Consider the following 22,523-nt stretch of genomic DNA (forward strand, 5'->3'; position numbering starts at 1 on the left):
GTCTGACAACCTTTGATCTATTTGGAAACGAGAAGCTAGATGGCAGAACACGGCGGTTCTACAACCCAGGATGGGATCTTTTACCAGAATACGGTAGCAGCCCGCTCACTTGCAGATCTCCTCGATTTACGGCATCAGCCCCCACGCGAAAGAGTCGTTGAGGTTCGCCTGGAAGCTCCCGCGGATGTGGATGACATCGTTGTAATGTATGCCGATGGACATCGCGATTGGATTCAAGCGAAGACTCGAGTTCGTGTTTCAAGTAAGCCATGGAAAGGTATGTGGGCTGATTTAGCCACTCAATTTTCAAGAGCAGACTTTATAAGCGAGGATCGTCTTGTGATTGTCATGGGCGACGCAGACGAAACCGCGCGTTCGATACGGGACATGGCCGAAAGGGCATTAACTTCGGTAGACGCTTCTGAATGGATTGAGCGCCTTTCCGAGCAACATAAAAAAATACTGGCAACAATCGAACCCTGTTTGGGGGGAAAGGTCAGCACCATCGAACTGCTTCGTCGCACAACAGTTGAAATTCAGTCATTGGGAGAAATCGAGAAGACATTTGAAAGGCGCCGACTTGGTACCGCCTTCACTCTCCCCGCCACGTTCTTATCGGTGCTAAGAGACATCGCTGGTGGAGAATCACGCCGCAGATCCCTAATTCTTGCTGTTCCACTTCGGACTCGATTAGCTAAAGAATTTGGGTTCGAGGTGACAGAGCCGTCAGACTGGGGATTGCCTGCCTACCGCTCTACTATTCAGCGCCTTGCACAGATTGAAATCCCCGGTACGGGAATTTCTGGGAGCAGTGAAGAACTCTTTGTATGGCCACGCGTGCGTGATTTCGATCGTGCCGCCCTTGCAGATTTTGAAAGCGAACAACCTTCTTTAGATTCCTCTCAGAAGGGGAATAGCGTAGATCTCAAATGTTTTCCGTCGCATCACACCGACCGATATATAATTGTTGCTGGACCTGGATACGGGAAATCTGCCTTATTGAACGCAGTCGCAGCGCGGCTCGCCAGTACGCCATACGTGCCGGTACTTGTACCTCTCGCCACTTTCGCAGCATGTAACCAAAGCGTGTTAGAGTTCTTAACCAATGAAATCAATCGCGAACTCGACGTCAGAGTGGACTGGCCGCGACTTGCCGAGCAGGGCTCAGTAGTACCTCTATTCGATGGATTAGACGAAATCCCATCTAATCAGCGTAAGGCGGTACTTAATCGAATATCCAATTTTTCTGCTAGACATCCTCTCGCACCATGGCTCATGACGGTGCGTGACCCAGCAGTTATTTCAGGCCCTGCAGACGCACGCCTTGTCGAACTAATGCCTCTGGATAGCGAAGATATTGTGCGCTTCGCAGATGCCATGAAAAGCCGTATTCCTGATTTGAATGGTTGGAAATTTGTCCGGCGTATTGAGGCATATCCCGATGTAGCTCGCCTAACCCAAATCCCTCTTTTCCTAACAATGCTGCTCGCGTTCAATAGCTCAACTTCGATGATGCCTTTAGGGAGGGCGGACCTTATCGAAAGCTATCTCAAAACGCTTTTCTGCCCCCATGAACACAAAGCCCTGCTATCCCCTTCGATAGATCCATCTCACTTACGGCTTGTGGCAGAGGCTTTAGCCTTTAGCCGTTTAGAGGCTCAAGAAATAGGTGCAACGGAACGCGAGGTGCTTGATACTGCGGCACGTATAGGAGCTAATAAAGAATCGCCAGACGCAGTGCTAGCCTGCTTGTTGACACAAGGAGTATTACGCAGGCAGAGTACAATCAGACTTCAGTTCCCCTATCCCATAGTCCAAGAATATCTCGCGGCTTGCTATCTGATTCGCGAGTTGCCTGAAATGCTTTCACAGCGAATCGAAGACGCAATTCAACGCCCCTGGGCACAAGTAGTTCAGTTTGCACTCGAATTGCACCCTGAACCATCATCTATTATCCAAAAAATGCTGGGACGTCCGGATGATGCATTCTCAACTGGTTTACGGCTAGTTGCTCGATGTATTGTCAATGGCGCAAATGTTAACATTGCAATTAAAAACACAGTGGCGAGACTGCTCGCTCCAATTTGGAGCGAGTCTTCATGGTTTATCAGAGACCGCATAGGTAGAATCGTCGCGGATGGCTTCTCTACGCCACTCCTACCCGAAATCCGCGCATTGCTTGACAAGCACAGGTTAGTATCAAGTGGGGCAGGCGACATAGTTACCGCGGCCAAAGACCTATCCTTAACGCGGGAAGTGCTAAATAGCTTGCTTGAAAACGAACTCAGCAGTCACATGAGTTTACATTCTCTTCAGCCAGCAATAGATCAACTCGGCGATGAAGCGCTTAATATCTATATAAACAAATATCGAACGCATGATCTATCTGATGATCAAATTAGCGGATTAGCGAGCCTCATAGGCTCGCTGAACCCTTCAAACGTCACACCAAATTTAGCACTGGGCATTGCTTGCGACGAAACGCTAACCGATACAATGAGATTGGAGGCGTTTTATATTGCGGGAGAAACCATAGACGATCGAGCATGGCCAATCATCGACCGCATAATCCGCTCAGGAAATGTTCGTTGGACTGCTTTAAAAGCTTTATCTAAGTGCAAGGACCCGCAGGAAGCTGTACTGAAGTTTCTATACGACAACACCATCGCGCTAAGCACACGAGAGGAAATAGCAGGATCAGTCAACCTTGTCCTAAAAACGGAATCGGAGCAGCTATGTTTCGTCAAAGACTGCGCCTACGATGAAAGACTCCCCACGAGTGTGCGCTACGTCATGCTGCTCCTTTCCGCCAGGCATAATGATGAGCAGGCTTTCAGGTTTATGGTTGAACACTTGGGAATGTTGGAGTCACGTTTCGCCGAAATCACCATTTCTTTATTCGGGCACTATCCCAATCGTGATCTAGGATTAAACGCAGCTTCATTTATTAGGGCCCGTGTCCAGGACTCACAGGCCGCATCAGCATTTGCAGACCGCGCAGTGATTGGTATGACATGTATTTTCGAAATGGATAGCTTCGGCTGCGGAGTCCTTGAACCAGCGCCTCAGCATCCCGCACAAAGTATATGGGCAGATCTTGTTGATAGTTGGATGGACCGGAACGACTCTAGCGAGATACAGAAAATTTCAATTACACTTGCCGCAATGAAATTAGGTTCAACTAGAGCAATTGATCGACTGAAAAATCTTATTTATAAATTAGAGGACCCTGATGATGCGCGGTTCGACGAAGAAGACGAGTACGGACACAAGATCCGAAGTGCCATAGATGAATTACACCGTATGCGCAACCTAATACCTTTATCACTTGCGGAACGCTTTGCGCGTAGTAAGCGACCTAATATTCCATTTGCTGGCATCAACGCTATCGCTGCACATGGTAACCGGTCAGCGCTTGATTTACTAATAGAGCTTCATAACGACCAATCTAAAACCATTCTTAGAAGCGCCACCCTCGGAGCAATTGAGTCTATCGCTAGCCGGCTAGAAACTGTAGTCATAAAAACTGGCAAGCACCTCGCAATTATGCAAGAAAACTAGCAAAAATCAGTCTACTGGAGCTTCGTCATTTACAATAGTCGCAACCAACCGTCTAAATGCTCTCGCCCAAGCGAGAGCTTAGCGCTTATTACCAAAGATAACTAGCAGCATGGATAATGAAATTAACGGCTGTGCAGCGACGCACCGACTTGGCTGGCGCACAAAGCTTTTAGTCACACTTAAGTAGCATTTATTTAATAAGCGTCGTCTTTGAAGTGCTTACCCAAAATTCGCTTCATCATCCCCTCCATTCCTTCAGCTTCTTTAAGGGCCTTATCGAACTCAGCTTTGTTTTTTGGTCAACGCCCAGACTCGGCCTGAAAAAGTAATTTCCACTCCTACTTTTCATCATTGTAAAACCAACCTGAAGGGCCGTAGCGTAGCTGCGAGGCAATAGAAACCTTCCCAATCTGCTCCATAGTGTCGTTTTGAGATAACGCTCAGGAAATAGCTCATCCTCTGTACAGCTAGCGATGTAGCGTTCCGCACGAGGCTTGACTATGACATTTACTTCTCGGACACGCTTCTCTGAAAGCTGTCTTCCTCTTTGTATTCCGTCGTAGTAATCATTGGATTATCGTAAGCGCTCCATAAACCCCACATTCAAAGCGCTTAGCTGATCCCAGATGCTGTGCTCCCGACTCCCTCAGGAGCGAGCCGCCATGATGCGCCCCGATGCCAAGTCGAAAAATCTATTTCTACCCCAAACCGGTCGACTTCCGAAAATCCATTGACGGACTGGCTGCGCTGGTCGTGTTGGATATCAAGATTGCATATTCGACCCGGTACTTTTTGTTTTCCTCAACAAGCCACGTAACCGCGTGAAGATCTTGTACTGGGAGCGCAACGGTTTCTGCCTTTGACTCAAACGCCTCGAATCCGAACGTTTCAAAACATCGCCCGACGCAGCGGACGAAGCGATTGTTCTGACCGTGCAGGAACTCAACTGGCTATTGGAGGGTTTCGACCTCTGGCGTAATCGCCCTCATCAGGTTTTGACGCCGCGATTCGTGGCCTGATTCGGTATAATCCGGGGCATGAATCACATGCCTGAAAACCTTCCGATGCCCCCGAATTGCTCAAGCAGATGCTTGCGAAGATGCAATCCAGAGTCGGCTTTCTGGAAGAGCAGGTGGCTCTGCTGCGCCAGCGACTATTTGGCCCACAATCCGAGCAAGCGGTCGATCGTGCGACGCCGCAAATGGCGTTGTTCCACGAGGCAGAGCCCGTCGACGAATCCACTGAGGAAGAAGTGGTTTCACCCGCCAAGCGGCGCGGCAAACGCAAGCCGTTGCCCGCCGATCTGCCGCGCATTGAAATCATCCACGAACTCCCTGAACATGAGCTGACGTGCGTATGTGGGTGTCGAAAGCACGCTATCGGCGAGGAAGTCAGCGAGCAGCTTGAAATCGTGCCTATGCAGATCCGCGTCATCAGGCACGTGCGCAAGGTGTATGGTTGCCGCGACTGCGAAATAGCCCCCGTGACAGCGGAAAAACCGGCCCAACTGATCAAAAAAAGCATGGCCAGCCCCAGCGTGCTAGCCATGCTGCTGACTACCAATTACGTGGATGGCTTGCCGCTTCACCGCTTTGAAAAAAGTCCTGAGCCGCCACGGCGTCGACATCCCGCGCCAGACCCTGGCCCGCTGGGTTATCCAGTGCAGTGAGCATTTACAGCCACTGCTGAATCTGATGCACGATCAACTGCTGGAAAGCCGCGTTATCCACTGCGATGAAACACGCGTGCAGGTCTTGAAAGAGACAGGCCGACAGCCCGGCAGTCAGTCCTGGATGTGGGTGCAGACCGGCGGCCCGCCCGACAAACCAGTGATCCTTTTCGACTACTCCACCTGCCGTGCGCAGGAAGTGCCGGTGCGTCTGCTCGAAGGCTATCGCGGCTATCTGATGACAGACGATCACGACGGTTACAACGCACTGGGCGCGCAGGATGGCGTCGAGCGTTTGGGGCGTTGGGCTCATGCACGGCGCAAGTTTGTTGAAGCGCAGAAACTGTAACCCAAAGGCAGGACGGGACGTGTGGATATAGCGTTGAAGCTGATCAGCAAGCTATACGGCATTGAGATCGCGTACAAAGAAAATAGCGATAATGGCCGCAAACGAGGTCGTCAGGATTTAAGTTGCCATGTGATGAGCGAGCTAAAGGCTTGGGTCGATAAACGCTCCCCTATGTCACAACGCAGAACGCACTGGGCAAGACCGTAACCTATCTGGCCAACAACTGGAACAAACTCGAGCGATATGTCGAGGAAGGCTATTTGCCGATCTACAATATCCCAGCCGAACGCGCCATCAGGTCCTTCGTGACCGGACGAAAGAACTGGTTGTTCAGCGACACGCCCAACGGCGCGACGGACAGTGCCCAGCTTTACAGCCTCGTAGAGACAGCCAAAGCCAACGGCCAAGAACCCTATGCGTGGCTGCGCCACACACTGGAGCGGTTGCCGCAGGCCGTATCAGTTGAAGATTACGAAGCCTTGCTGTCTTGGAACTGTACGCCACAGGTGTATGGCTAAACGCTCTGCCCTCCTTTTGTTAGGTGGGGTTTATGGGGCGCTTACAGCCTTTCGGTCTGGGCATGGATTCAGACTTCGGCAGCTGCGACCTGTGTTGGAAGAAAAACGAAGGCAAGCTGATAAAGACCATCATGGATGACCCGCCGCGGGTGATCTGGTGGTCTGTTACCGAAGAGTGATTCGGTCAGGTGTTTCGGCAGGATAGAGCAGACTACAAGATGATGGACTGGTCTGCCGAACAACGATCCCGGCAGACCGACTTCGACTTTAAATGTCTCGCCGAAGAGATCGACTGCTTCCGCGGCGACTAAAATTTTATTATTTATCTTTATTTTTAAAAGTAAACCAATCCAACGGCCTGAAATTACTCCTTGAATTAGCGCAATCCTCAATTGCGCCAATGAACACAGCCACGAAATACTTCATATCCTCTACCCGATCACTGAGAGAAATAAGCGAATCACTTTCGCGACCCAGCATAACAACACCTTTTCCATCGCAGTACACATGCGCGCTTTTAATATCACCTTTTCTTGATGAAACAGCTGCTTTGAAATCACTTATATTTGTGGAAAACCCAAACATGCCACACAGGGGATAATTTGCATGCCCACCTGATAGATTGCCAGAGGAAGCCATCTTAAGACCATCCGAATTACTCGGATGGAAAGCCCAAGCCTGCCTGAAAAACTGATCGATAGCCGCTGTATCCACGCAACTTTTCACTTCGATAACACGGAGGACGGAATCGATCGGGTATATCCCGTGCCCATCTCGCTCAAGCAAAGGTGGCATTCTACGCCGATCATAAATCACCAAATCGACTTGGGGGCTTTGCCTTCCCCATTTGTCAACCACGACGCCCGAGCCGATTCCATAATGTCTTGGCAATACAGACACAAACAACTGCTTAACAAATTCCTCTCGGAAGCTTCCCTTCTCGCCTCTATGATTCAAACCACCAGTTACGGAAAATAAGTTCCAAAGCTCACTTACCTTTGTTTTGAATATTTCGTCAAACATCATTCATTTCTCATCATGAGTAGGACTCTAAACCATCGCAGGTTTGACATTCTTTTTCTAGTTCGAGGTATCCCATGACCACAGAAACCCTATAGAACTGACTCAGCAATCAACCGGTCCCCGACCTTGCGCCCAGCTTCCTGCGCCAGCCCAAGGTCAACATAGGTTCAGTCACCAGCAACAACCGGCACCAGCACTTCACCACTGCGTTTTACTTCGACGTTGACACTCCAGGTCTACCGGCCTCCCTCGTCCTTGTCGCGCTCCATGTAGTTCCAAACATGAAAGCCTTCGATCTCATCTTAAATATCGTACTTGGTCATGGTCCAGCCCATTTAGAGGAATGGTGCCATCATAGCTCAAAAGCTCCCGGTGCGGATTATCAAGACGATCAAGCGAAGGAATGCGATGATCAGATTTATACATTCGGTCATGCGTTTCATGCTGTCGCGCTCCAGACTTATGAAATCCACATATTGGCGCCAAACCCCCAGCCGCTCAACGCACAAGCTTGTGGATAAAGAGCGGCTCCGCGCCGCTCCCCTCTACCCCTCCACCGTCCGAGCATGGCCCGGAAAAGATTCGTCATGCCTAGAGAAAACAAACCGTCGTGCGGTTGCAGATGGGGCATTCGACACTTACGAAGTTTGTTATCACTAACACTCTAAATCTCGACTTAACACATGCAAAAGGAAGTTCACCTTCGACTGCTGGATTTAGGTTACCACACGATTAAGTAGACGTGCGTTGGTAAAGTCGAATTAACCTTTCAAAAGGTCATCAAGTAATCGGCAAACTCACCATCCTCAGCCAAACCCATAGCTCTCAGGTAGTCCATAACTTTATCCTCATCCTTACTCAGACCAACAACAACCTGAAAAAGATAAAAGATACTAATGCCCGCACCAAGCATAAAGGTTGTGCCATCATCCCGACTTGCGATATGTTCAGCCCGCTCCAATATTCCAGAACGATAGTCCTGCAACATTTTTTCCAACTGATCCAAAGTATTTACACCAAACATCTTGAAAATTTCAAATTCTTCTGGGAGAAAGTAGGGCTTACCAATCGTCACCCCGAGTATATCCCCGATCTCTCTATCTAGTTCAACAACAACATGGTTCGACATAGCAAAACTATCCAACGATGTTTTATCAATCTCAAATTCCTCGAGATCCGTGCCAACGGCTTTTTTGACACTTTCAGCATAGGCGTCTACTTTCGTGCGAATGTCCATAAACTCTTCATCTGCCAGCTCCAACAACCCGGACAACCTTGAGAATTTCCGCTTGACATCCTTAGGAACTTCGTCATTGGCCTTGTAGCCTATGTCATGCTCGATTTCCGCCCAAGCATGTTGAAGAATTGATCGAATCTGAATTTCGACTTTAATATCGCTAAATTTCAAGTATTCCGAAAGCTTTAAACGATCATCACTTAGTGCAACCACATAATGTAGAGATGTGTATCCGAACCTGTCTGGTTCTTGTGCCAATCTTTTATCGATCGAATTATCGAAATCGACATTAAATTCGTGCTCAACAATTTTTGCGATCTCATCGACATCGTTGGCGAAGTGGGTGATGACCCGAACACCCGCCAAATCCGTTACTGATTTAAGGCTGGTATATTCAGAGCCTTTATCTAATTTTTTCTGCGCCTTCACCTCCAAGCTGCCAGGCGTTTTACAACGTGACGACACGGAGTGCACAACCAAACCTTTAGCCTCTAGAAAGCCTTCAAGCAACTCTTGTACTTTCTCGGAAAAAGAATGATACGTGCCACGAACCAATTCAAACTCAGCTCTAAGTTGTTTCCCTTGCATAAAAACTCCGTCCAGGCTCAATCTTGTTATTTCATGCACACTACCTTAACACTAGAGTCAAGTCCAAAAAATAGATCTTTGAGTGTGCAAGAGCTAGTCCGGTGCTGAAAGCTGTTCGATTACTGTGATTACGCCTACTCCATCCCCCCCTTAAGTCAGCCGCTATAGCGGCAAGGGCGAGTCATGCCTGAAGAAATTGCACTCAGCCTCAATCGAGCGGCGCGGGACGTCATCCACGAGCGTCAACGCCAGTTTTCAGCCGACGATTATTCGCTGTACCGCTATGACCTTTATGTGAATGGGGAGCTCGCCGAAGCCGGCGCGACCTATGCAAGTCTTGCCGGAAAGCCGACCACGCGCAGTACAGCATGGCCATGGAAGCAGGAGACGTGCAAACCAAGCGCTGATCGGCGTCGTGACATGGTCAAGGCAGCAGCACTGCTCTAGGCAGAGATTGAGCGCCTGGATCGAGCAGGCCTTATCAATCATCGACTTGTCCGGCGTGACGAAAATGGCATGTTCCAGCAGCCCGACATGCCGGTGTTTGAAGAGGGTGATGGCGACAAGTGTAAGGCTTGGATTTTTCTGAGCAGAGCCTGACGATTCAGATGGTCAGCCTTGAATATGGAGACGAAGCGATTGCCGATCATTACTTCAAATCTCATGACCTTGATTGCAGTTACCGTGAGCCGGTTTGGCCTGATGGCAAAGGCTAGTTCTGCCTGACCATTCACGACACCGACGACGGCCCTGCCTGCTGGTGGGCACGCCGGGAAGTGACACCATGAAGCTCACGCAAAAGCAGCAGAGCATCCTTGATGATCTGCGCATGATCGGGGGCGAAAACGTGTACCGATATCACGGCGTAACAACCCATCTGCATGAGCATGACCGTGCGAAGGTGGCAGCAGGTGACAGCATTGCGTCTTCGGCATTGGCTGCCTTACTTATCAAATTGGACACCGCCTTGAAATCAGCGCTGGCTCAGTGCTCAGCGCATTCAAGGCGCTACATCGAAAGGGCCTGGTGATACGGGAGGAATCCCACGCTTGGTACCAACGCCCGCGGTATTGGTGGCATGCTGGCCTAGCCGCCGAACTGCAGGCTGAAACCGGGGGGACGCCATGATCTCCACCCTCGCGCTCGCCTACGTCCTCATCTATTGATAACTCCACCTCTGCCGCCCAGCGCGGAAAGGACACCCCCTGTTCGCTATGAAACTCACCCTGTTACTGCTGGGCGCTTTGCTGTACCTGGTCGGCAGCGGATGCTGGTTCTTTTGGATCGACCCCGCCTTCTGGCCGACGGCGAAACGGTCGACATCCTCTACGCCTTCGCCGGCACACGCGTCTGGCTACTGATCACCTTTGCCCTGGCCATCCACATCATCAAGACAGCGCGGCCCACGGCGGCCGGCCGGAGGTAGGCATGCAAGCAGAGATCCTGTCGGACGACGAGCTCGCCGACCTAACCGGCTATAAGCATCGCGCTCACCAGCGCAAATGGCTGAAAGACCGAAACTGGGTGTTCATCGGGAGCCGCGTCGGCCGCCCTCTGGTGGGTCGTATGTACGCGCGCATGAAGCTTGGCTTGGTTAACGCCGCAATCGCAGATCCAACCCCGCCGCCGGCGCGTCCAGCTTGGACGCCTTATTTCTCCAGAGTGAACTGATATGCGCCCCCGAAACACGGAAACAGGGACTTGCCGCCAGGAATGGTGCACCGTAAGCGCCCAAGGAAGAATGGCAAGGTCTGGATCGGCTACTACTACCGTGACTCAGCGGGAAAAGAGATTCCGCTTGGAACAGACCTGAGCAAAGCCAGGCTGAAGTGGGCCAAACTGGGGGCCAAAGAAAAGCCTGCCGACGTGACAACGATGAAGGGCATCTTCGACAGGTACGCGCGCGGCGTCATTCCAAAAAAGGGGGCGCGGACCCAGAAGGACAACATGGCCGAACTGAAACAGCTTCGTCCTACGTTTGATGAGGCGCCCATCGATTCAATTACGCCGTTCAACATCGCCGGCTACCGTGATGCCCGCTCAGCGAAGGTTCGTGCCAACCGCGAGATCGCGCCCCTGTCCCATGTTTTCAACATGGCCTGGGAGTGGGGATTGACGGAGCGGGAGAACCCTTGCCAGGGCATCAGAAAGAACAAGGAGGCGCCGCGTGATTACTACGCCAACGCGACTGTTTGGGATGCCGCCTACGCAGTTGCGGAACAAGAACTCAAGGAAGCCATGGACCTGGGCTATTTGACCGGACAGCGACCTGCTGACGTGCTGATCATGCGTAGCGACGATACCGAAGGTGACTACTTCCTGGTAACGCAGGGCAAGACCGGCCAGAAGCTTCGAATCCTGATGCGCACGGAAGCCGGGGAAAACAGCTTGGGGAAATTGGTCAGGGAGATTGGCGAAAGGAATGTCGGTCATTCATCCAAGTACTTGTTGATCAACAGGTATGGAAAGCGAATGACGAAGGGGATGTTGCGCTTGCGCTGGGACAAGGCTCGAGAAAAAGCCCAGCAGAACGCCATCGAACAAGGCGACCCGCTGCTCGCGGCCAGGATTGGAGGGTTTCAGTTCCGCGACATCCGGCCGAAGGCCGCGTCGGAAATCATCGATATCGGGGATGCCAGCCTGCTGCTGGGACACAGCAACAGGAGATCACAAAGCGGGTTTACAGGAGGATTAGCGCCACCGCGAAACCGTCCAACTAGGCAAAGTTTCGGAACGCCTACCCGAAAGTTTCGGAACCCCTCTCAGAAACCGCCTCTGCCTATCCAAACCCCGAAAACGCAAAAGCCCCGCTTTCGCGGGGCTTTCGTGTAAATCTTGGCGGGAAACCAGGGATTCGAACCCTGGAGACGCTATTAACGTCCGCCGGTTTTCAAGACCGGTGCATTCAACCACTCTGCCAATTTCCCTTGTGCATCACAGGATTATAGTAGCCCATCCCGTGTCAGCGGGCGCCATAATACCCGAATGAAACACACTGTCAAACTCTCTGCATCGCTTGTTACAGGGCGTCTGTTATGATCTTTGCGACTGAACGTTTCAAAACTGAAGGAGTGTCGCCATGCGCGAACAGAATTACGCAGTGAATGGCAACGCGCAGGCTGAGCAGCTTGAAGTCAGCCGCGTGTTGCGCAACACCTACGGCTTGCTCGCCCTTACCCTCGCATTCAGCGGCGTGATGGCTTACGTGGCCCAGCAGATGCGCGTCGGTTACCCGAATATCTTTGTCGTGTTGATCGGCTTCTACGGTCTGTTCTTTTTGACCAACAAGCTGCGTGACTCGGCCTGGGGCCTGGTGTCGGCGTTTGCCTTGACCGGTTTCATGGGCTTTATCCTCGGCCCGATCCTTAACCGTTACCTGGGCATGGCCGGCGGTGCGGAAGTGGTCAGCTCGGCATTTGCCATGACCGCCTTGGTGTTTGGTGGTCTGTCAGCCTACGTGCTGATCAGCCGTAAAGACATGAGCTTCCTGGGTGGCTTCATCACCGCAGGTTTCTTCGTGTTGCTGGCGGCCGTGGTGGCCAGCATGTTCTTCCAGATCAGCGGCCTGCAACTGGCGATCAGCGCGGGTTTTGTGCTGTTTTCCTCGGTGTGCATCCTGTTCCAGACCAGCGCCATCATCCATGGCGGTGAGCGTAACTACATCATGGCGACCATCAGCCTGTATGTGTCGATCTACAACCTGTTCATCAGCCTGTTGCAGATCTTCGGCATCATGAGCCGCGATGACTGATCAGCCAGCGCCTTAAAAAATGCCCCGTATCGCAAGATACGGGGCATTTTCATTTTCAGGCCCGATAAAGCTCAGTACTGATTGGGTTCCATTTCCAGCTCGACCTTGAAGCGCGTGAAGATATCTTGCTGGATGCGTAGCGCCAGCTGGGCAATCTCCTGCCCGGTGGCGGTGCCGTAGTTGACCAGCACCAGCGCTTGCAGCTTGTGCACGCCCGCATCGCCCTCCCGGAAGCCCTTCCAACCGGCCTTGTCGATCAGCCAGCCGGCGGCGAGTTTCATTTGGCCGTCGGCCTGAGGATAGGCCACCATGTCTGGATACTGGCTTTGCAGCTCCACAGCCAGGGCTTGGGGCACCAGCGGATTCTTGAAGAAGCTGCCCGCATTGCCCAGCTCTGCCGGGTCTGGCAGTTTCTCGCGGCGAATGCTGCAGATCGCGCGGCTCACATCGCTTGGCGTGGCGTGGGTGACGCCCTGCGCGGTCAGGCGCTGTTGCACCGGGCCGTAGTCGAGTTTCAGGTGAGTGGCGCGGCTGAGGGCAAAGCGTACCCGCAGGATCAGCCAACGCCCGACTTCGTGCTTGAACAGGCTGTCACGGTAAGCAAAGTTGCATTCGTCGAGGCTGAAGTCCCGCAGTTCACCCGTCTGGCGATCCAGCGCGGTTAGGCCGGCGAAGACATCCTTGATCTCTACGCCATAGGCACCGATGTTCTGCATCGGCGCCGCACCGACCGTGCCGGGGATGAGGCTGAGGTTTTCCAGGCCGCAGAAGCCGTGTTCAAGGGTCCACAGTACAAACGGATGCCAGGCTTCGCCCGCTTCGGCTTCGACCACCACGTGCGTGCCATCGTCGCTCAGCACGCGAATGCCCTGGGTCGCCATACGCAACACCAGCGCCGGAATATCCTGGGTCAACAGTAAATTGCTGCCGCCACCGATCACCAGCAACGGCACCGCGTGCGCGGCGGCATAGGCAATGGCCTCGCGCACGTCAGCATCACTGTGGGCCTCGGCGAACAATTGCGCGTTCACATCGATGCCAAAGCTGTTGAATGGCTTGAGCGATACCTGCGCAAGCACTTGCAAGGTCATAGCCGCCCCTTCAATTCGATCACCAATAAATCACAGGCGCGTTCGATCAGGTCCAGGACCCGTTCGAAACCTTGCTCACCTTCATAGTAAGGGTCTGGCACTTCGTCCACTTCGCCAGCAAAGCGACGCAGGAACAAATCCAGCTCTGCCTTGCCCTGCCCCGGCTGCATGGCCTTGAGATTGCGCAGGTTGCTATTGTCCATGGCCAGGATCAGGTCATAGCGGGCAAAGTCCGCGCGGGAAACCTGCTGGGCACGCTGGCTCGACAAGTCATAACCTCGCGCCAGCGCCGCACGTTGGCTGCGCTGGTCCGGTGGGTTGCCGACATGCCATTCGCCGGTACCGGCAGACGCCACCTCAACCTGGCCCGCCAAGCCGGCTTCGCGCAATTTATGGCGCAAGATGCCTTCAGCGGTTGGCGAGCGGCAGATATTGCCCAGGCATACAAACAGAACTTCCATCAGGCGCCCAGCAGGCGACGGACGCGTTCGAGGTCTTCCTGGGTGTCGACACCGGCTGGCGGTGCTTCCAAGGCATCACCGACGTGGATACGCACGCCGTGCCAGAGCGCACGCAGTTGCTCCAGGGACTCGGTGTTCTCCAGCCAACACGGGCCCCAGCTGACGAAGTCATGCAGGAAACCGGCGCGGTAGGCGTAAATGCCGATGTGGCGGCGATACGGCACACCTTCCGGCAACACATCAGCGCGCTTGGCGAAGGCATCGCGCGCCCAGGGCAGCACTGAACGACTGAACGTCAAGGCCAGGCCGTTGATATCGCTGACTACCTTCACCACGCTCGGGTTGAGCAGCGTCTCAAGGTCTTCGATCGGCTCGGCCAGGGTCGCCATGCGCGCTTCGGCGTCGGCAGCCAGGTTGGCCGCGACCTGGTCAATGATGCTCGGCGGGATCAACGGCTCGTCACCCTGCACGTTCACCACGATGGCGTCAGGTGCCAGGCCAAGCTTGGTCGCCACTTCGGCCAGGCGGTCAGTGCCGGAATTATGGTCTTCGCGGGTCAGTACCGCTTCGGCACCAAAACCTTTGCACGCCTCGATAATACGCGGGTCATCGGTGGCCACTACCACGCGCTCGGCGCTGCTTTTGCAGGCTTGCTCCCACACCAGCTGGACCATCGGCTTATCGCCGATCATTTGCAACGGCTTGCCCGGCAGGCGCGTCGAGGCATAGCGCGAGGGAATGACAACGGTAAAGGCGGTGGTCATTTATCCAGGCGCTCATCGGTGGTCAGGGTACGGGCTTCGCTTTCGAGCATGACCGGGATGCCATCACGGATGGGGTAAGCCAGGCCGGCACCTTTGCTGATCAGCTCGGTTTTGTCGGCGCTGAGCTTGAGCGGGCCTTTGCAGATCGGGCAAGCGAGGATATCGAGCAGTTTGGTGTCCATGAATGTTTCCTGGAAAGAAGCGTTTTAAGGCAAGAGACGGTTGGGCAGCAGACGCATCAGCTGCGTGTCGAACCAGGCGACGAACGCCGGCGACGGTACCGCATCCACCGCAAGGTACCACCAGTCGGGCTGGGCAAAGGCGCGGCACTTCACCGCGTCCTTTTCGGTCATGACCAGCGGCAATGACGGGGTAAAACTCAAGACCTCGGCGCTGTAGGGCGCGTGGTCGGCAAAAGCATGGGGTAGCGGCTGCCAGTGTAGCGTTTCAAGGGTATTGAAGAAACGTTGCGGGTTACCGATACCGGCCACCGCATGCACCTGCTGGCCCTGCGGGAAATAGGTGACCGGCTGGCGCTCGCCGCTGTGCAGGTTAACCAGCGCTGTGGGCTGCAGGCGGAAGGCATAACCCTCTTCACGGTCCGAGGCGGCACCGTTATAGAGCACCGCATCCACACTGTGCAGGCGCTCCACCGGTTCGCGCAACGGCCCGGCAGGCAGGCAGCGGCGGTTGCCGAGGCCGCGGGCGGCATCGATCAGCACCAGTTCAAGATCGCGGGCCAGGCGGTAGTGTTGCAGGCCGTCATCGGAGAGGATCAGGTCCAGGGGCTCATTGGCCAGTAGGGCCTTCACCGCACGACTGCGATCGGGGTCGATCATCAAAGGCACGCCACTGCGCTGCACGATCAGCAAGGGTTCATCACCGGCCACCTCGGCACTGTGGCCGGCCTCGACCCGCCACGGCAACTGCGGCGGCTTGGCACCGTAGCCTCGACTGACCACGCCCACGCGCAAACCGCTGCGGCGGCAGTGCTCGATCAACCACAGGATCAACGGCGTCTTGCCGGTGCCGCCTACAGTGATATTGCCCACCACGACCACCGGCACCGGCGCTTGATAAATCTCGCCCTCGCCTGCCACAAAGCGCGCACGCTTACGTTGCACCACGCGGCGATACAGCGATTCCAGTGGCCGCAACAATGCCAGTGCCGGGTGGCCCTCGTACCAGGCCTTGAGTAAGCGATCGGACATGGCCATCAGGGCGGGCTCGCCGCCTCGACGGTGGTCATGCGCAAATGGCTGAAACCGAGCTTGCCGGCAGCGTCCATGGCGGTGATCACGGCTTGATGCGGGGTCTTGCCATCGGCGCTGATGGACAGCGGCAACTGGGTGTCGCCGCCAGATTCCTTCTGCAACGCCTCCATCAAGCTGGCAAGGTCGTTTTTCTCCAGCAACTGGTTATTCACCGAAAACACCCCTTCGGCGCTGATGGCGATGTCCAGTTGCTTGACCTGCTGGTCTTCGGCAGGCGAGCCGCTTACCGCTTCAGGCAAGTCGACACGCAGCTGGGTTTCGCGGGTGAAGGTGGTGGTCACGACAAAAAACAGCAGCAGGATAAACACCACGTCGATCAACGACGCGAGGTTGATATCGATATTTTCCCGTTGCTTGCGGCGAAATTTCACGCTTTGCCCTCGACCAGGTCTACATCACGGTCGCCCTGCACCACTTCTACCAGCTTGATGGCTTCCTGTTCCATACCGACCACCAGCTCATCAATGCGCCGCTGTAGGAAACGGTGGAAGAACACCGAAGGGATCCCCACCATCAAGCCCGCTGCGGTGGTGATCAGGGCCTTGGAGATACCCCCGGCCAGTACCGACGCGTTGGTGGTCATGCCCGAGCCCGTGAACGCACTGAAGATATCGATCATGCCTAGTACCGTGCCGAGCAAACCCAGCAACGGCGCCATGGCGGCGATAGTGCCGAGGGCGTTGATATAGCGCTCCAGCTCATGGATAACCCGGGCGGCCGCTTCTTCAATGCACTCTTTCATGATCTCGCGACCATGCTTGGAATTGGCCAAGCCGGCGGCGAGGATTTCACCCAGTGGCGAATTGGCACGCAGCTCCTTGAGCTTTTGCTTGTCGAGCTGCTTGTTCTTGATCCAGCCCCAGACCTGCCCCAGCAAGTGCTCGGGGGTGACGCGACTGGCGCGCAGGGTCCACAGGCGTTCGGCGACGATGCCGAGTGCGACGATGGAGCTCAGAATGATCGGCAACATCATCCAGCCGCCGGATTTGACCAATTCCCACACAGTGAATGTCCCCTCGAAAAAGTGCGCCACTTTACCATATAGGGTCAACAGAGGGGTTCACCGGCTACAGGCCCTTCTGTCGCGGTTCGAAACTTTGGTAACGCCTGATTACGGTAACGGTTCGCGCCAGAAACGACGTTGGCTGCGCGCAACCGTCGCCGGCACAAACGCCCCCAGGCGCAGGCGCACGGCGCCCTGTTCGGCGCTGTCATACACCCGGCTGCCCAGCGCTTGGTAGCGCTCCAGGACCTGCGGATGAGGATGGCCGAACGTATTGCTGCGCCCGCGGGAAATCAGCACCGAGGTGGGCGCCAACCTTTGTACGAAAGGCCAGGACGAAGAACTGCGGCTGCCATGGTGCGGGGCCTGTAGCCAGTCGGTCGGAACCGCCAGCGGGGAAGCCAGAAACGCCTGTTCGGCGGCGCGATCAATGTCGCCGGTGAGCAGCAGGCGTTCGCCATTGGCCTGGACGTGCAGCACGCACGACCTCGGATTGCCCTCAAGCCCACCCGCCCACTGCCACAGTTCAAACCACACGCCGTCCCATTCCCAGCGCTCGCCGCTGGTACAGGGCTGGGTGGCGAGAAAGGCTGGCAAGCCCTCGGTTTCGCCGCCCACCACGCGTTTGACGGGCAGCCCCCGAGCCACTGCTGCCGCACCACCGGCGTGATCGGCGTCGGCATGGCTGAGCAGCATCATGTCCAACTGCTCTACCCCGAGTTTTTTCAACGACGGCAACACGACGCGCGCGCCGAGGTCGACAGGCCCCGAGCGCGGCCCGGCATCGTAGAGCAAGGTGTGATGACGGGTGCGCAGGATCAGTGCCTGCCCCTGGCCGACATCCAGTTGCAGCACCTCTACCTGTCCGTGGGGCACCCACTCCCGGGGCGGAAAAACGGCCATCAACAGCATGGGCCAGCCCAACACCCGGAACGGCACCCCTTTGGGCAGCAGTAACACCACCGCGCCCATCAGGCTGACCAGCCAATACCCCAGCGGCACCTCGGGCGGCACCCAGGCCGGCAATTGCCCGGCCAGCAGCGCCAGGCCCTTGAACAATCCGTCCAGCGCGCCGCCGGCCAGCCACAGCACACCTTCTCCCGCCAGCGGTACCCACAACAACGCCGTGCCCAGCAGCGCCAAGGGCAACACCACCAGGCTGATCCACGGCACGGCAAACAGATTGGCCACCGGTGCGCTGAGGCTGATGGGCAGACCCAGCACCAGCAACACCGGAAACAAGCCAATGGCAATCAACCACTGGGGCCGGGTCCACGCCTGCCAGACGCTCCACGGCCCCAAGCGCCCTCCAAATGCCAGCAGCAACACCGCGACCGCCGCAAACGACAACCAGAACCCCACCTGCAGGCTGGCCAAGGGCTCCAGCACCAGCACGCCATTCAGCGCCAGCAGCAACGGCCACCATAGCCCCAAATGGCGGAACCGCAGACGCCACAGCAACACCAGGCCGACCATTACACAAGCCCGCTGCACCGGCACGCCAAACCCCGCCAGCAGGCCATAACCCAACGCTGCGCCAAAAGCCAGGCCGCACGCCCACGGCAGCCACGGCCAGGTTCGGGGCCAGCAACCATAGCGCGCCAAAACAGCGACCAAGCCGTAGATCAAGCCCGCCAACAAGCCGATGTGCTGCCCGGAAATCACCAGCAGATGCACCGTGCCCGTGTCCTGCAACACCTGCCAATCCTCAGGCGCCAGGCCGGAACCGTCGCCCAATACCAGCGCCGCCAAGCCCGCCTCGCGGCCTTGGGCATCCACCGCCATCAGGCGCTGGCGAACAGCATCGCGCCATGCATTGCGGGCCGGTGCGAGACGTTCACCGTCTTTCACCGTTGCAGTGGCACCGATACGCTGGGCGAGCAGCCAGGCTTCATGGTCAACCCCATGGAAATTGAGCAGGCCCGCAGGCCGCTTGAGTGTCAGCGCCAGGCGCCAGCGCTCGCCGCTGTTCACCACTGGCCCGCCGTGCCAGGACACGCGGATACGCTTGGGCAGCCGCCCCTTGCGCAACCGGCCGTCGGCCAGTTCAAAGCGCACGCCCGTACCCGTCTGCTGGGGCAAGCCGACCACACGCCCCTCCACCCAACGAGTCTGCCCGTCCAGGGCCGGCTGCAGTCGATCATCCAACGCCCGCTGCGCGCTGAAGCAAGCCCAGCTCAACCCCACCAGGAAGAAGGCCAAGGGATAGGACCGAAAAGGCAACAGCATCAAGGCCAGCACCAGCATGGCCAATAGCACGGTGCCGGGCGGCAGGGCCGGCAACCAACGCAACGTCAGCAACCCCAGCGCCAACGCCAACATCCCTGTCTTCATGGATCATCCTTTCTCCGTGATCCACTCAGTCTTAGCCGGCTGAACGACAACGCCTATGATGTTTTGTCACAAAGTCTGAATTTTCTGTTTATAGAATCCGGGCATACTTGCCCCTCGAATTGACCTGGACCCCTTATGCCCCGGCGCTTATTCAAACGGTACATGCCCGATCCCAGCAGTATCAGGGAACACAAGTCATTACAGTTTCTTGGCACGCTGCTGCATGACCCCAACCTCTGGCACCTGAACCGGCACTCCGTGGCGCGCGCCATGGCGGTGGGTTTATTTGCGGCGTTTATCCCGATTCCGTTGCAGATGTTGCTCGCCGCAGTGCTCGCGATCTCGGTGCGCGGCAATATGCCTATTGCCATCAGCCTGGTGTGGTTGACCAACCCCATCACCATGCCGGTGGTGTTCATCTGCACCTATATGACCGGCGCCTGGCTGATGAACGTGCCGCCACGCAGCTTGCCCGATAACCTGACGTGGGAATGGATCAGCGGCCAGCTGAGCACCCTCTGGCAGCCGTTCCTGCTGGGTTCGGTGGTATTGGGGGTGGTATTGGGCGCCCTGGCCTATTGCCTGACCATGGCGTACTGGCGCTGGTGGGTGGCGCACCAGTGGAAAAAACGCAAACTGCGTCGGCGCTGAACGCTAACGGGCCAGCAAGTGCAAATGCACCCGCAGACCCTGCCCGGTGTTTTCTGCCCATAAGCGACCGCCCTGGCGCTGCACTGCGTTGCGGGCAATGCTCAGGCCCAGGCCGAAACCGCCATCGCCGGGCCGCGAGCCGTCCAGACGGGTAAAGGGCGCGAAGATGCGCTCCAGGTCACCCTCGGCAATCCCCGGGCCCTGATCCTGCAGCCAGATATGCCAATAGTCTCCTTCACGACAGCCGTCGAGTTGCACGCAGCCGCCCTTGGGCGAGTGGCGTATGGCGTTGCGCAGGATATTTTCCAGGGCCTGGGCCAGTGCATTCAGGTTGCCGCGCACCCAACTGTCCGCCGGTAACAGGCACGGCAAGCGCGATGCGGGCCAACCGCTTTCAAAACACGCGTTCTCACGCAATATGTCCCATAACGCCTGGAGCTGAATATCTTCCTGGGGCAGCGGCGTGGTTTCGCTGTCGAGCCAGGCCAGTTGCAGGCTGTCTTCCACCAGGCGCTGCATGGCGTCGATTTCACGGCCCAGGCGCTCGCGCAGTTTGGCCAGGTCTTGCTCGCTGTCGCAGGCTACTCGCAGGCGGCTCAAGGGTGTGCGCAGTTCATGGGACATATCGCGCAGCAACTGCTGCTGCAAACGCACCGTGCCCTGCAAGCGTTCGGACATATGGTCAAAAGCCCGGCCCAGCTCGCCCAGTTCATCCTGGCGGCTGGTGGCATCACGGGACATTCGCGTATTGAGTTGGTCGGCACGCCAGGCATTGGCCTGCTCGCGCAATTGATTGAGGGGCATGATCAGCAGCCGATAGAGGCCGATGCACAGCAACAGGGTAAATAGACCGGGAATCACACCATTGGTGACCACTCGCCAGAACAGTTGATAGCGCCCTGGCATAAAGCGCTGCGGCAGCTCGATCACCAACGACCCCGCGCCAGGGTCGACCGGAAACGGCACCTTCATCCAGGGCAAACCGATGACATGCCGGCTGACCGGCCAATCCAATCCACGCAAGAACGTCAGGCGCTGGCTTTCCTTGTCACTCAAGGGCGTGCTGCTAAGGGACTGCAAGTCGTTACCGATCACGCCAACCCAGGTGCTTTCACGCTCGGCCATTCGCTGCAGCCAGGCATCCACGCCAGCACTGCCCTGTGTGCTCCACGCCAGTTCGGCACCGGCGGCATAGCCAGTGAGAATCTCCCGCGACTTCTCGGACAGGTACGCGCTCTGCTGCTCCATGTAGCGGCCCCACGACCAACTGAGCCAAATCATCAGCAAACAGAAGGCGATCAACAGGCAGGCCAGCTTCCAGAACAACGAGTGTTTGCCGGGCAGTCGCTCAAAGCCCTTCATCGTGACCGCTCAGCACGTAGCCCTTGCCCCACACGGTGCGCACTTCACGCTCGATGTAACCGATGGCCTTGAGCTTGCGGCGGATCTGGCTGACGTGCATGTCGAGACTGCGGTCATGGGGCGCATAACCGCGCTGCAACACCTGCTGATACAGGAAGGCTTTGCTGAGGACTTCTTCGGTATTGCGGTGCAGGGTTTCCAGCAGGCGGTATTCGCTGCGCGTGAGCCCGGCCCACTGGTCCTGGCAGGACACATCGCAGCGTTCATCATCAAAGTGCAGCACCCGGGCATCTTCGGGTGCCGGGGCACGCGGCGGCTCGGGCCGGCGGTCCAGGGCAACGCGGCGCAGAATCGCTTCAATACGCACGCACAGTTCAACCATGCTGAACGGTTTGGGCAGATAGTCGTCTGCGCCCAGGCGAAAACCGCTGATACGATCGGCCTCAGCGCCCAGGGCCGACATCAGGATCACCGGCATGGCGTGGCTCTGGCGCAAATGGGTGAGGACCGACAAACCGTCCAGCCCCGGCAGCAGAATGTCCATCAGCACCAGGTCAAAGGCCTGGGCGCGGGCCAGTTGCAGGCCCTGCTGACCGTTCCGGCACCAGGTCACCTGGAAGCCACTGCGGCCAAGCTGCTCGTGCACATAGGCGCCCAACACCGGGTCGTCTTCGATGGTCAGGATACTGGGTAGGCCAACTGCTGCGGGAGTCATTAGCGTCTGCAAGTCATTCTCAATCACTGATTATTCAAGATTAAACGTTCACAGGCAATCGCCACCCGGCGCCGAATGGCCCGAAGATTGCCGCATGTCATTAATTTGCAAGATTCCAGGCCGCGCAAATGGCTACACTGCGCAGGTGGCGCGGGCCGGATGCCGGCGTGGA

21 protein-coding genes, 1 tRNA gene and 5 pseudogenes are annotated in these 22,523 nt (G+C 56.2%); 14 read left to right on the forward strand and 13 right to left on the reverse strand.

All coding sequences use genetic code 11. From position 1 onward, the window contains the following. The first annotated feature begins 39 nt into the window (after positions 1-39). The 5 genes and pseudogenes from HU731_RS04080 (at position 40) to HU731_RS28255 (ending at position 6,276) form a co-directional block, all read left to right on the forward strand. Complete coding sequence (locus HU731_RS04080; RefSeq protein WP_186608008.1) at positions 40-3,561, forward strand: NACHT domain-containing protein; 3,522 nt, start codon at positions 40-42, stop codon at positions 3,559-3,561. A 675-nt stretch (positions 3,562-4,236) separates the two neighbouring features. After that, positions 4,237-4,386 (forward strand): IS66 family insertion sequence element accessory protein TnpB, encoded by a 150-nt coding sequence (gene tnpB, locus HU731_RS28730; protein WP_264083093.1) that lies wholly within the window; start codon positions 4,237-4,239, stop codon positions 4,384-4,386. Further along, positions 4,383-4,580 (forward strand): annotated as a pseudogene (gene tnpB / locus HU731_RS28735) (IS66 family insertion sequence element accessory protein TnpB). Before tnpB (HU731_RS28730) ends, tnpB (HU731_RS28735) begins: the two are co-directional and overlap by 4 nt. 18 nt (positions 4,581-4,598) lie before the next feature. Next, positions 4,599-6,097: pseudogene (tnpC, locus tag HU731_RS04095) on the forward strand (IS66 family transposase). Between the two features lie 32 nt (positions 6,098-6,129). Beyond that, positions 6,130-6,276, forward strand: a complete 147-nt coding sequence (locus tag HU731_RS28255; protein WP_225931593.1) for a hypothetical protein — start codon at positions 6,130-6,132, stop codon at positions 6,274-6,276. Between the two features lie 139 nt (positions 6,277-6,415). Here HU731_RS28255 and HU731_RS04105 read toward each other — a convergent pair whose 3' ends face one another. Then, on the reverse strand, positions 6,416-7,123 hold the full coding sequence (locus HU731_RS04105) for a DUF6602 domain-containing protein (protein WP_186608007.1): 708 nt from the start codon (positions 7,121-7,123) through the stop codon (positions 6,416-6,418). A 278-nt stretch (positions 7,124-7,401) separates the two neighbouring features. Here HU731_RS04105 and HU731_RS04110 point away from each other — a divergent pair, with 278 nt between their 5' ends. After that, positions 7,402-7,641, forward strand: a complete 240-nt coding sequence (locus tag HU731_RS04110; RefSeq protein WP_186608006.1) for a hypothetical protein — start codon at positions 7,402-7,404, stop codon at positions 7,639-7,641. Between the two features lie 248 nt (positions 7,642-7,889). On the opposite strand, the gene HU731_RS04115 is transcribed toward HU731_RS04110, so the two are convergent. Next, positions 7,890-8,945: a GTP pyrophosphokinase gene (locus tag HU731_RS04115; protein WP_186608005.1), complete on the reverse strand. Its 1,056-nt coding sequence runs from the start codon at positions 8,943-8,945 to the stop codon at positions 7,890-7,892. Positions 8,946-9,128: 183 nt separating this feature from the next. Here HU731_RS04115 and HU731_RS04120 point away from each other — a divergent pair, with 183 nt between their 5' ends. The 6 genes and pseudogenes from HU731_RS04120 (at position 9,129) to HU731_RS04140 (ending at position 11,665) form a co-directional block, all read left to right on the forward strand. Then, complete coding sequence (locus tag HU731_RS04120; protein ID WP_186608004.1) at positions 9,129-9,392, forward strand: hypothetical protein; 264 nt, start codon at positions 9,129-9,131, stop codon at positions 9,390-9,392. A 69-nt stretch (positions 9,393-9,461) separates the two neighbouring features. Next, positions 9,462-9,733: pseudogene (locus tag HU731_RS28260) on the forward strand (hypothetical protein). Beyond that, on the forward strand, positions 9,730-9,975 hold the full coding sequence (locus HU731_RS04125) for a hypothetical protein (RefSeq protein WP_225931594.1): 246 nt from the start codon (positions 9,730-9,732) through the stop codon (positions 9,973-9,975). The pseudogene HU731_RS28260 and the gene HU731_RS04125 overlap by 4 nt, the downstream one beginning before the upstream one ends. A gap of 175 nt (positions 9,976-10,150) precedes the next feature. Further along, a pseudogene (locus HU731_RS04130) lies at positions 10,151-10,371 on the forward strand (hypothetical protein). Positions 10,372-10,373: 2 nt separating this feature from the next. Next, a complete protein-coding gene (locus HU731_RS04135) occupies positions 10,374-10,616 on the forward strand; it encodes a DUF4224 domain-containing protein (protein WP_186608003.1) in 243 nt (80 codons plus the stop codon). Position 10,617: 1 nt separating this feature from the next. Then, positions 10,618-11,665: pseudogene (locus HU731_RS04140) on the forward strand (tyrosine-type recombinase/integrase). A 116-nt stretch (positions 11,666-11,781) separates the two neighbouring features. On the opposite strand, the gene HU731_RS04145 reads toward HU731_RS04140, so the two are convergent. After that, positions 11,782-11,872: transfer RNA gene (locus HU731_RS04145), tRNA-Ser, on the reverse strand. A 152-nt stretch (positions 11,873-12,024) separates the two neighbouring features. Here HU731_RS04145 and HU731_RS04150 point away from each other — a divergent pair. Continuing rightward, positions 12,025-12,696, forward strand: coding sequence for a Bax inhibitor-1/YccA family protein (locus HU731_RS04150; protein ID WP_003192030.1), 672 nt, complete (start codon positions 12,025-12,027; stop codon positions 12,694-12,696). A 71-nt stretch (positions 12,697-12,767) separates the two neighbouring features. Here the strand turns inward: HU731_RS04150 and murB are convergent, their stop codons facing one another. From murB to HU731_RS04190, 8 genes are all read right to left on the reverse strand, one after another. After that, complete coding sequence (gene murB / locus HU731_RS04155; protein ID WP_186608002.1) at positions 12,768-13,787, reverse strand: UDP-N-acetylmuramate dehydrogenase; 1,020 nt, start codon at positions 13,785-13,787, stop codon at positions 12,768-12,770. Beyond that, positions 13,784-14,248, reverse strand: coding sequence for a low molecular weight protein-tyrosine-phosphatase (locus tag HU731_RS04160; RefSeq protein WP_186608001.1), 465 nt, complete (start codon positions 14,246-14,248; stop codon positions 13,784-13,786). Before HU731_RS04160 ends, murB begins: the two co-directional genes overlap by 4 nt. Further along, positions 14,248-15,012 carry a 3-deoxy-manno-octulosonate cytidylyltransferase gene (gene kdsB / locus HU731_RS04165; RefSeq protein ID WP_186608000.1) on the reverse strand — a complete coding sequence of 255 codons (765 nt, stop codon included), beginning with the start codon at positions 15,010-15,012 and terminating at the stop codon, positions 14,248-14,250. Before kdsB ends, HU731_RS04160 begins: the two co-directional genes overlap by 1 nt. Beyond that, positions 15,009-15,194, reverse strand: a complete 186-nt coding sequence (locus HU731_RS04170) for a Trm112 family protein (protein ID WP_003174668.1) — start codon at positions 15,192-15,194, stop codon at positions 15,009-15,011. The genes kdsB and HU731_RS04170 overlap by 4 nt, the downstream gene beginning before the upstream one ends. 24 nt (positions 15,195-15,218) lie before the next feature. Then, a complete protein-coding gene (lpxK, locus tag HU731_RS04175; protein ID WP_186607999.1) occupies positions 15,219-16,229 on the reverse strand; it encodes a tetraacyldisaccharide 4'-kinase in 1,011 nt (336 codons plus the stop codon). Continuing rightward, on the reverse strand, positions 16,229-16,657 hold the full coding sequence (locus tag HU731_RS04180) for a flagellar polar localization protein PocB (protein WP_186607998.1): 429 nt from the start codon (positions 16,655-16,657) through the stop codon (positions 16,229-16,231). The genes lpxK and HU731_RS04180 overlap by 1 nt, the downstream gene beginning before the upstream one ends. Further along, positions 16,654-17,289: a flagellar polar localization protein PocA gene (locus HU731_RS04185; protein WP_003192043.1), complete on the reverse strand. Its 636-nt coding sequence runs from the start codon at positions 17,287-17,289 to the stop codon at positions 16,654-16,656. The genes HU731_RS04180 and HU731_RS04185 overlap by 4 nt, the downstream gene beginning before the upstream one ends. Before the next feature lie 108 nt (positions 17,290-17,397). Further along, entirely contained in the window at positions 17,398-19,623 is a 2,226-nt protein-coding gene (locus HU731_RS04190) for a ComEC/Rec2 family competence protein (RefSeq protein WP_186607997.1), read from the reverse strand. Positions 19,624-19,758: 135 nt separating this feature from the next. On the opposite strand from HU731_RS04190, the gene HU731_RS04195 reads away from it, so the two are divergent. Then, the gene (locus tag HU731_RS04195) at positions 19,759-20,274 is read left to right on the forward strand and encodes a DUF2062 domain-containing protein (RefSeq protein WP_003192045.1); all 516 of its coding nucleotides are present in this window, start codon (positions 19,759-19,761) and stop codon (positions 20,272-20,274) included. A gap of 3 nt (positions 20,275-20,277) precedes the next feature. Here HU731_RS04195 and HU731_RS04200 read toward each other — a convergent pair whose 3' ends face one another. Together HU731_RS04200 and HU731_RS04205 are read right to left on the reverse strand one after the other, a co-directional pair. Further along, the gene (locus HU731_RS04200) at positions 20,278-21,636 is read right to left on the reverse strand and encodes a sensor histidine kinase (protein WP_056783717.1); all 1,359 of its coding nucleotides are present in this window, start codon (positions 21,634-21,636) and stop codon (positions 20,278-20,280) included. Then, positions 21,623-22,351, reverse strand: coding sequence for a response regulator transcription factor (locus HU731_RS04205; protein WP_186607996.1), 729 nt, complete (start codon positions 22,349-22,351; stop codon positions 21,623-21,625). Before HU731_RS04205 ends, HU731_RS04200 begins: the two co-directional genes overlap by 14 nt. Between the last annotated feature and the right edge of the window lie 172 nt (positions 22,352-22,523).

It is taken from the genome of Pseudomonas salmasensis (assembly GCF_014268375.2).
Lineage (GTDB): Bacteria > Pseudomonadota > Gammaproteobacteria > Pseudomonadales > Pseudomonadaceae > Aquipseudomonas > Aquipseudomonas salmasensis.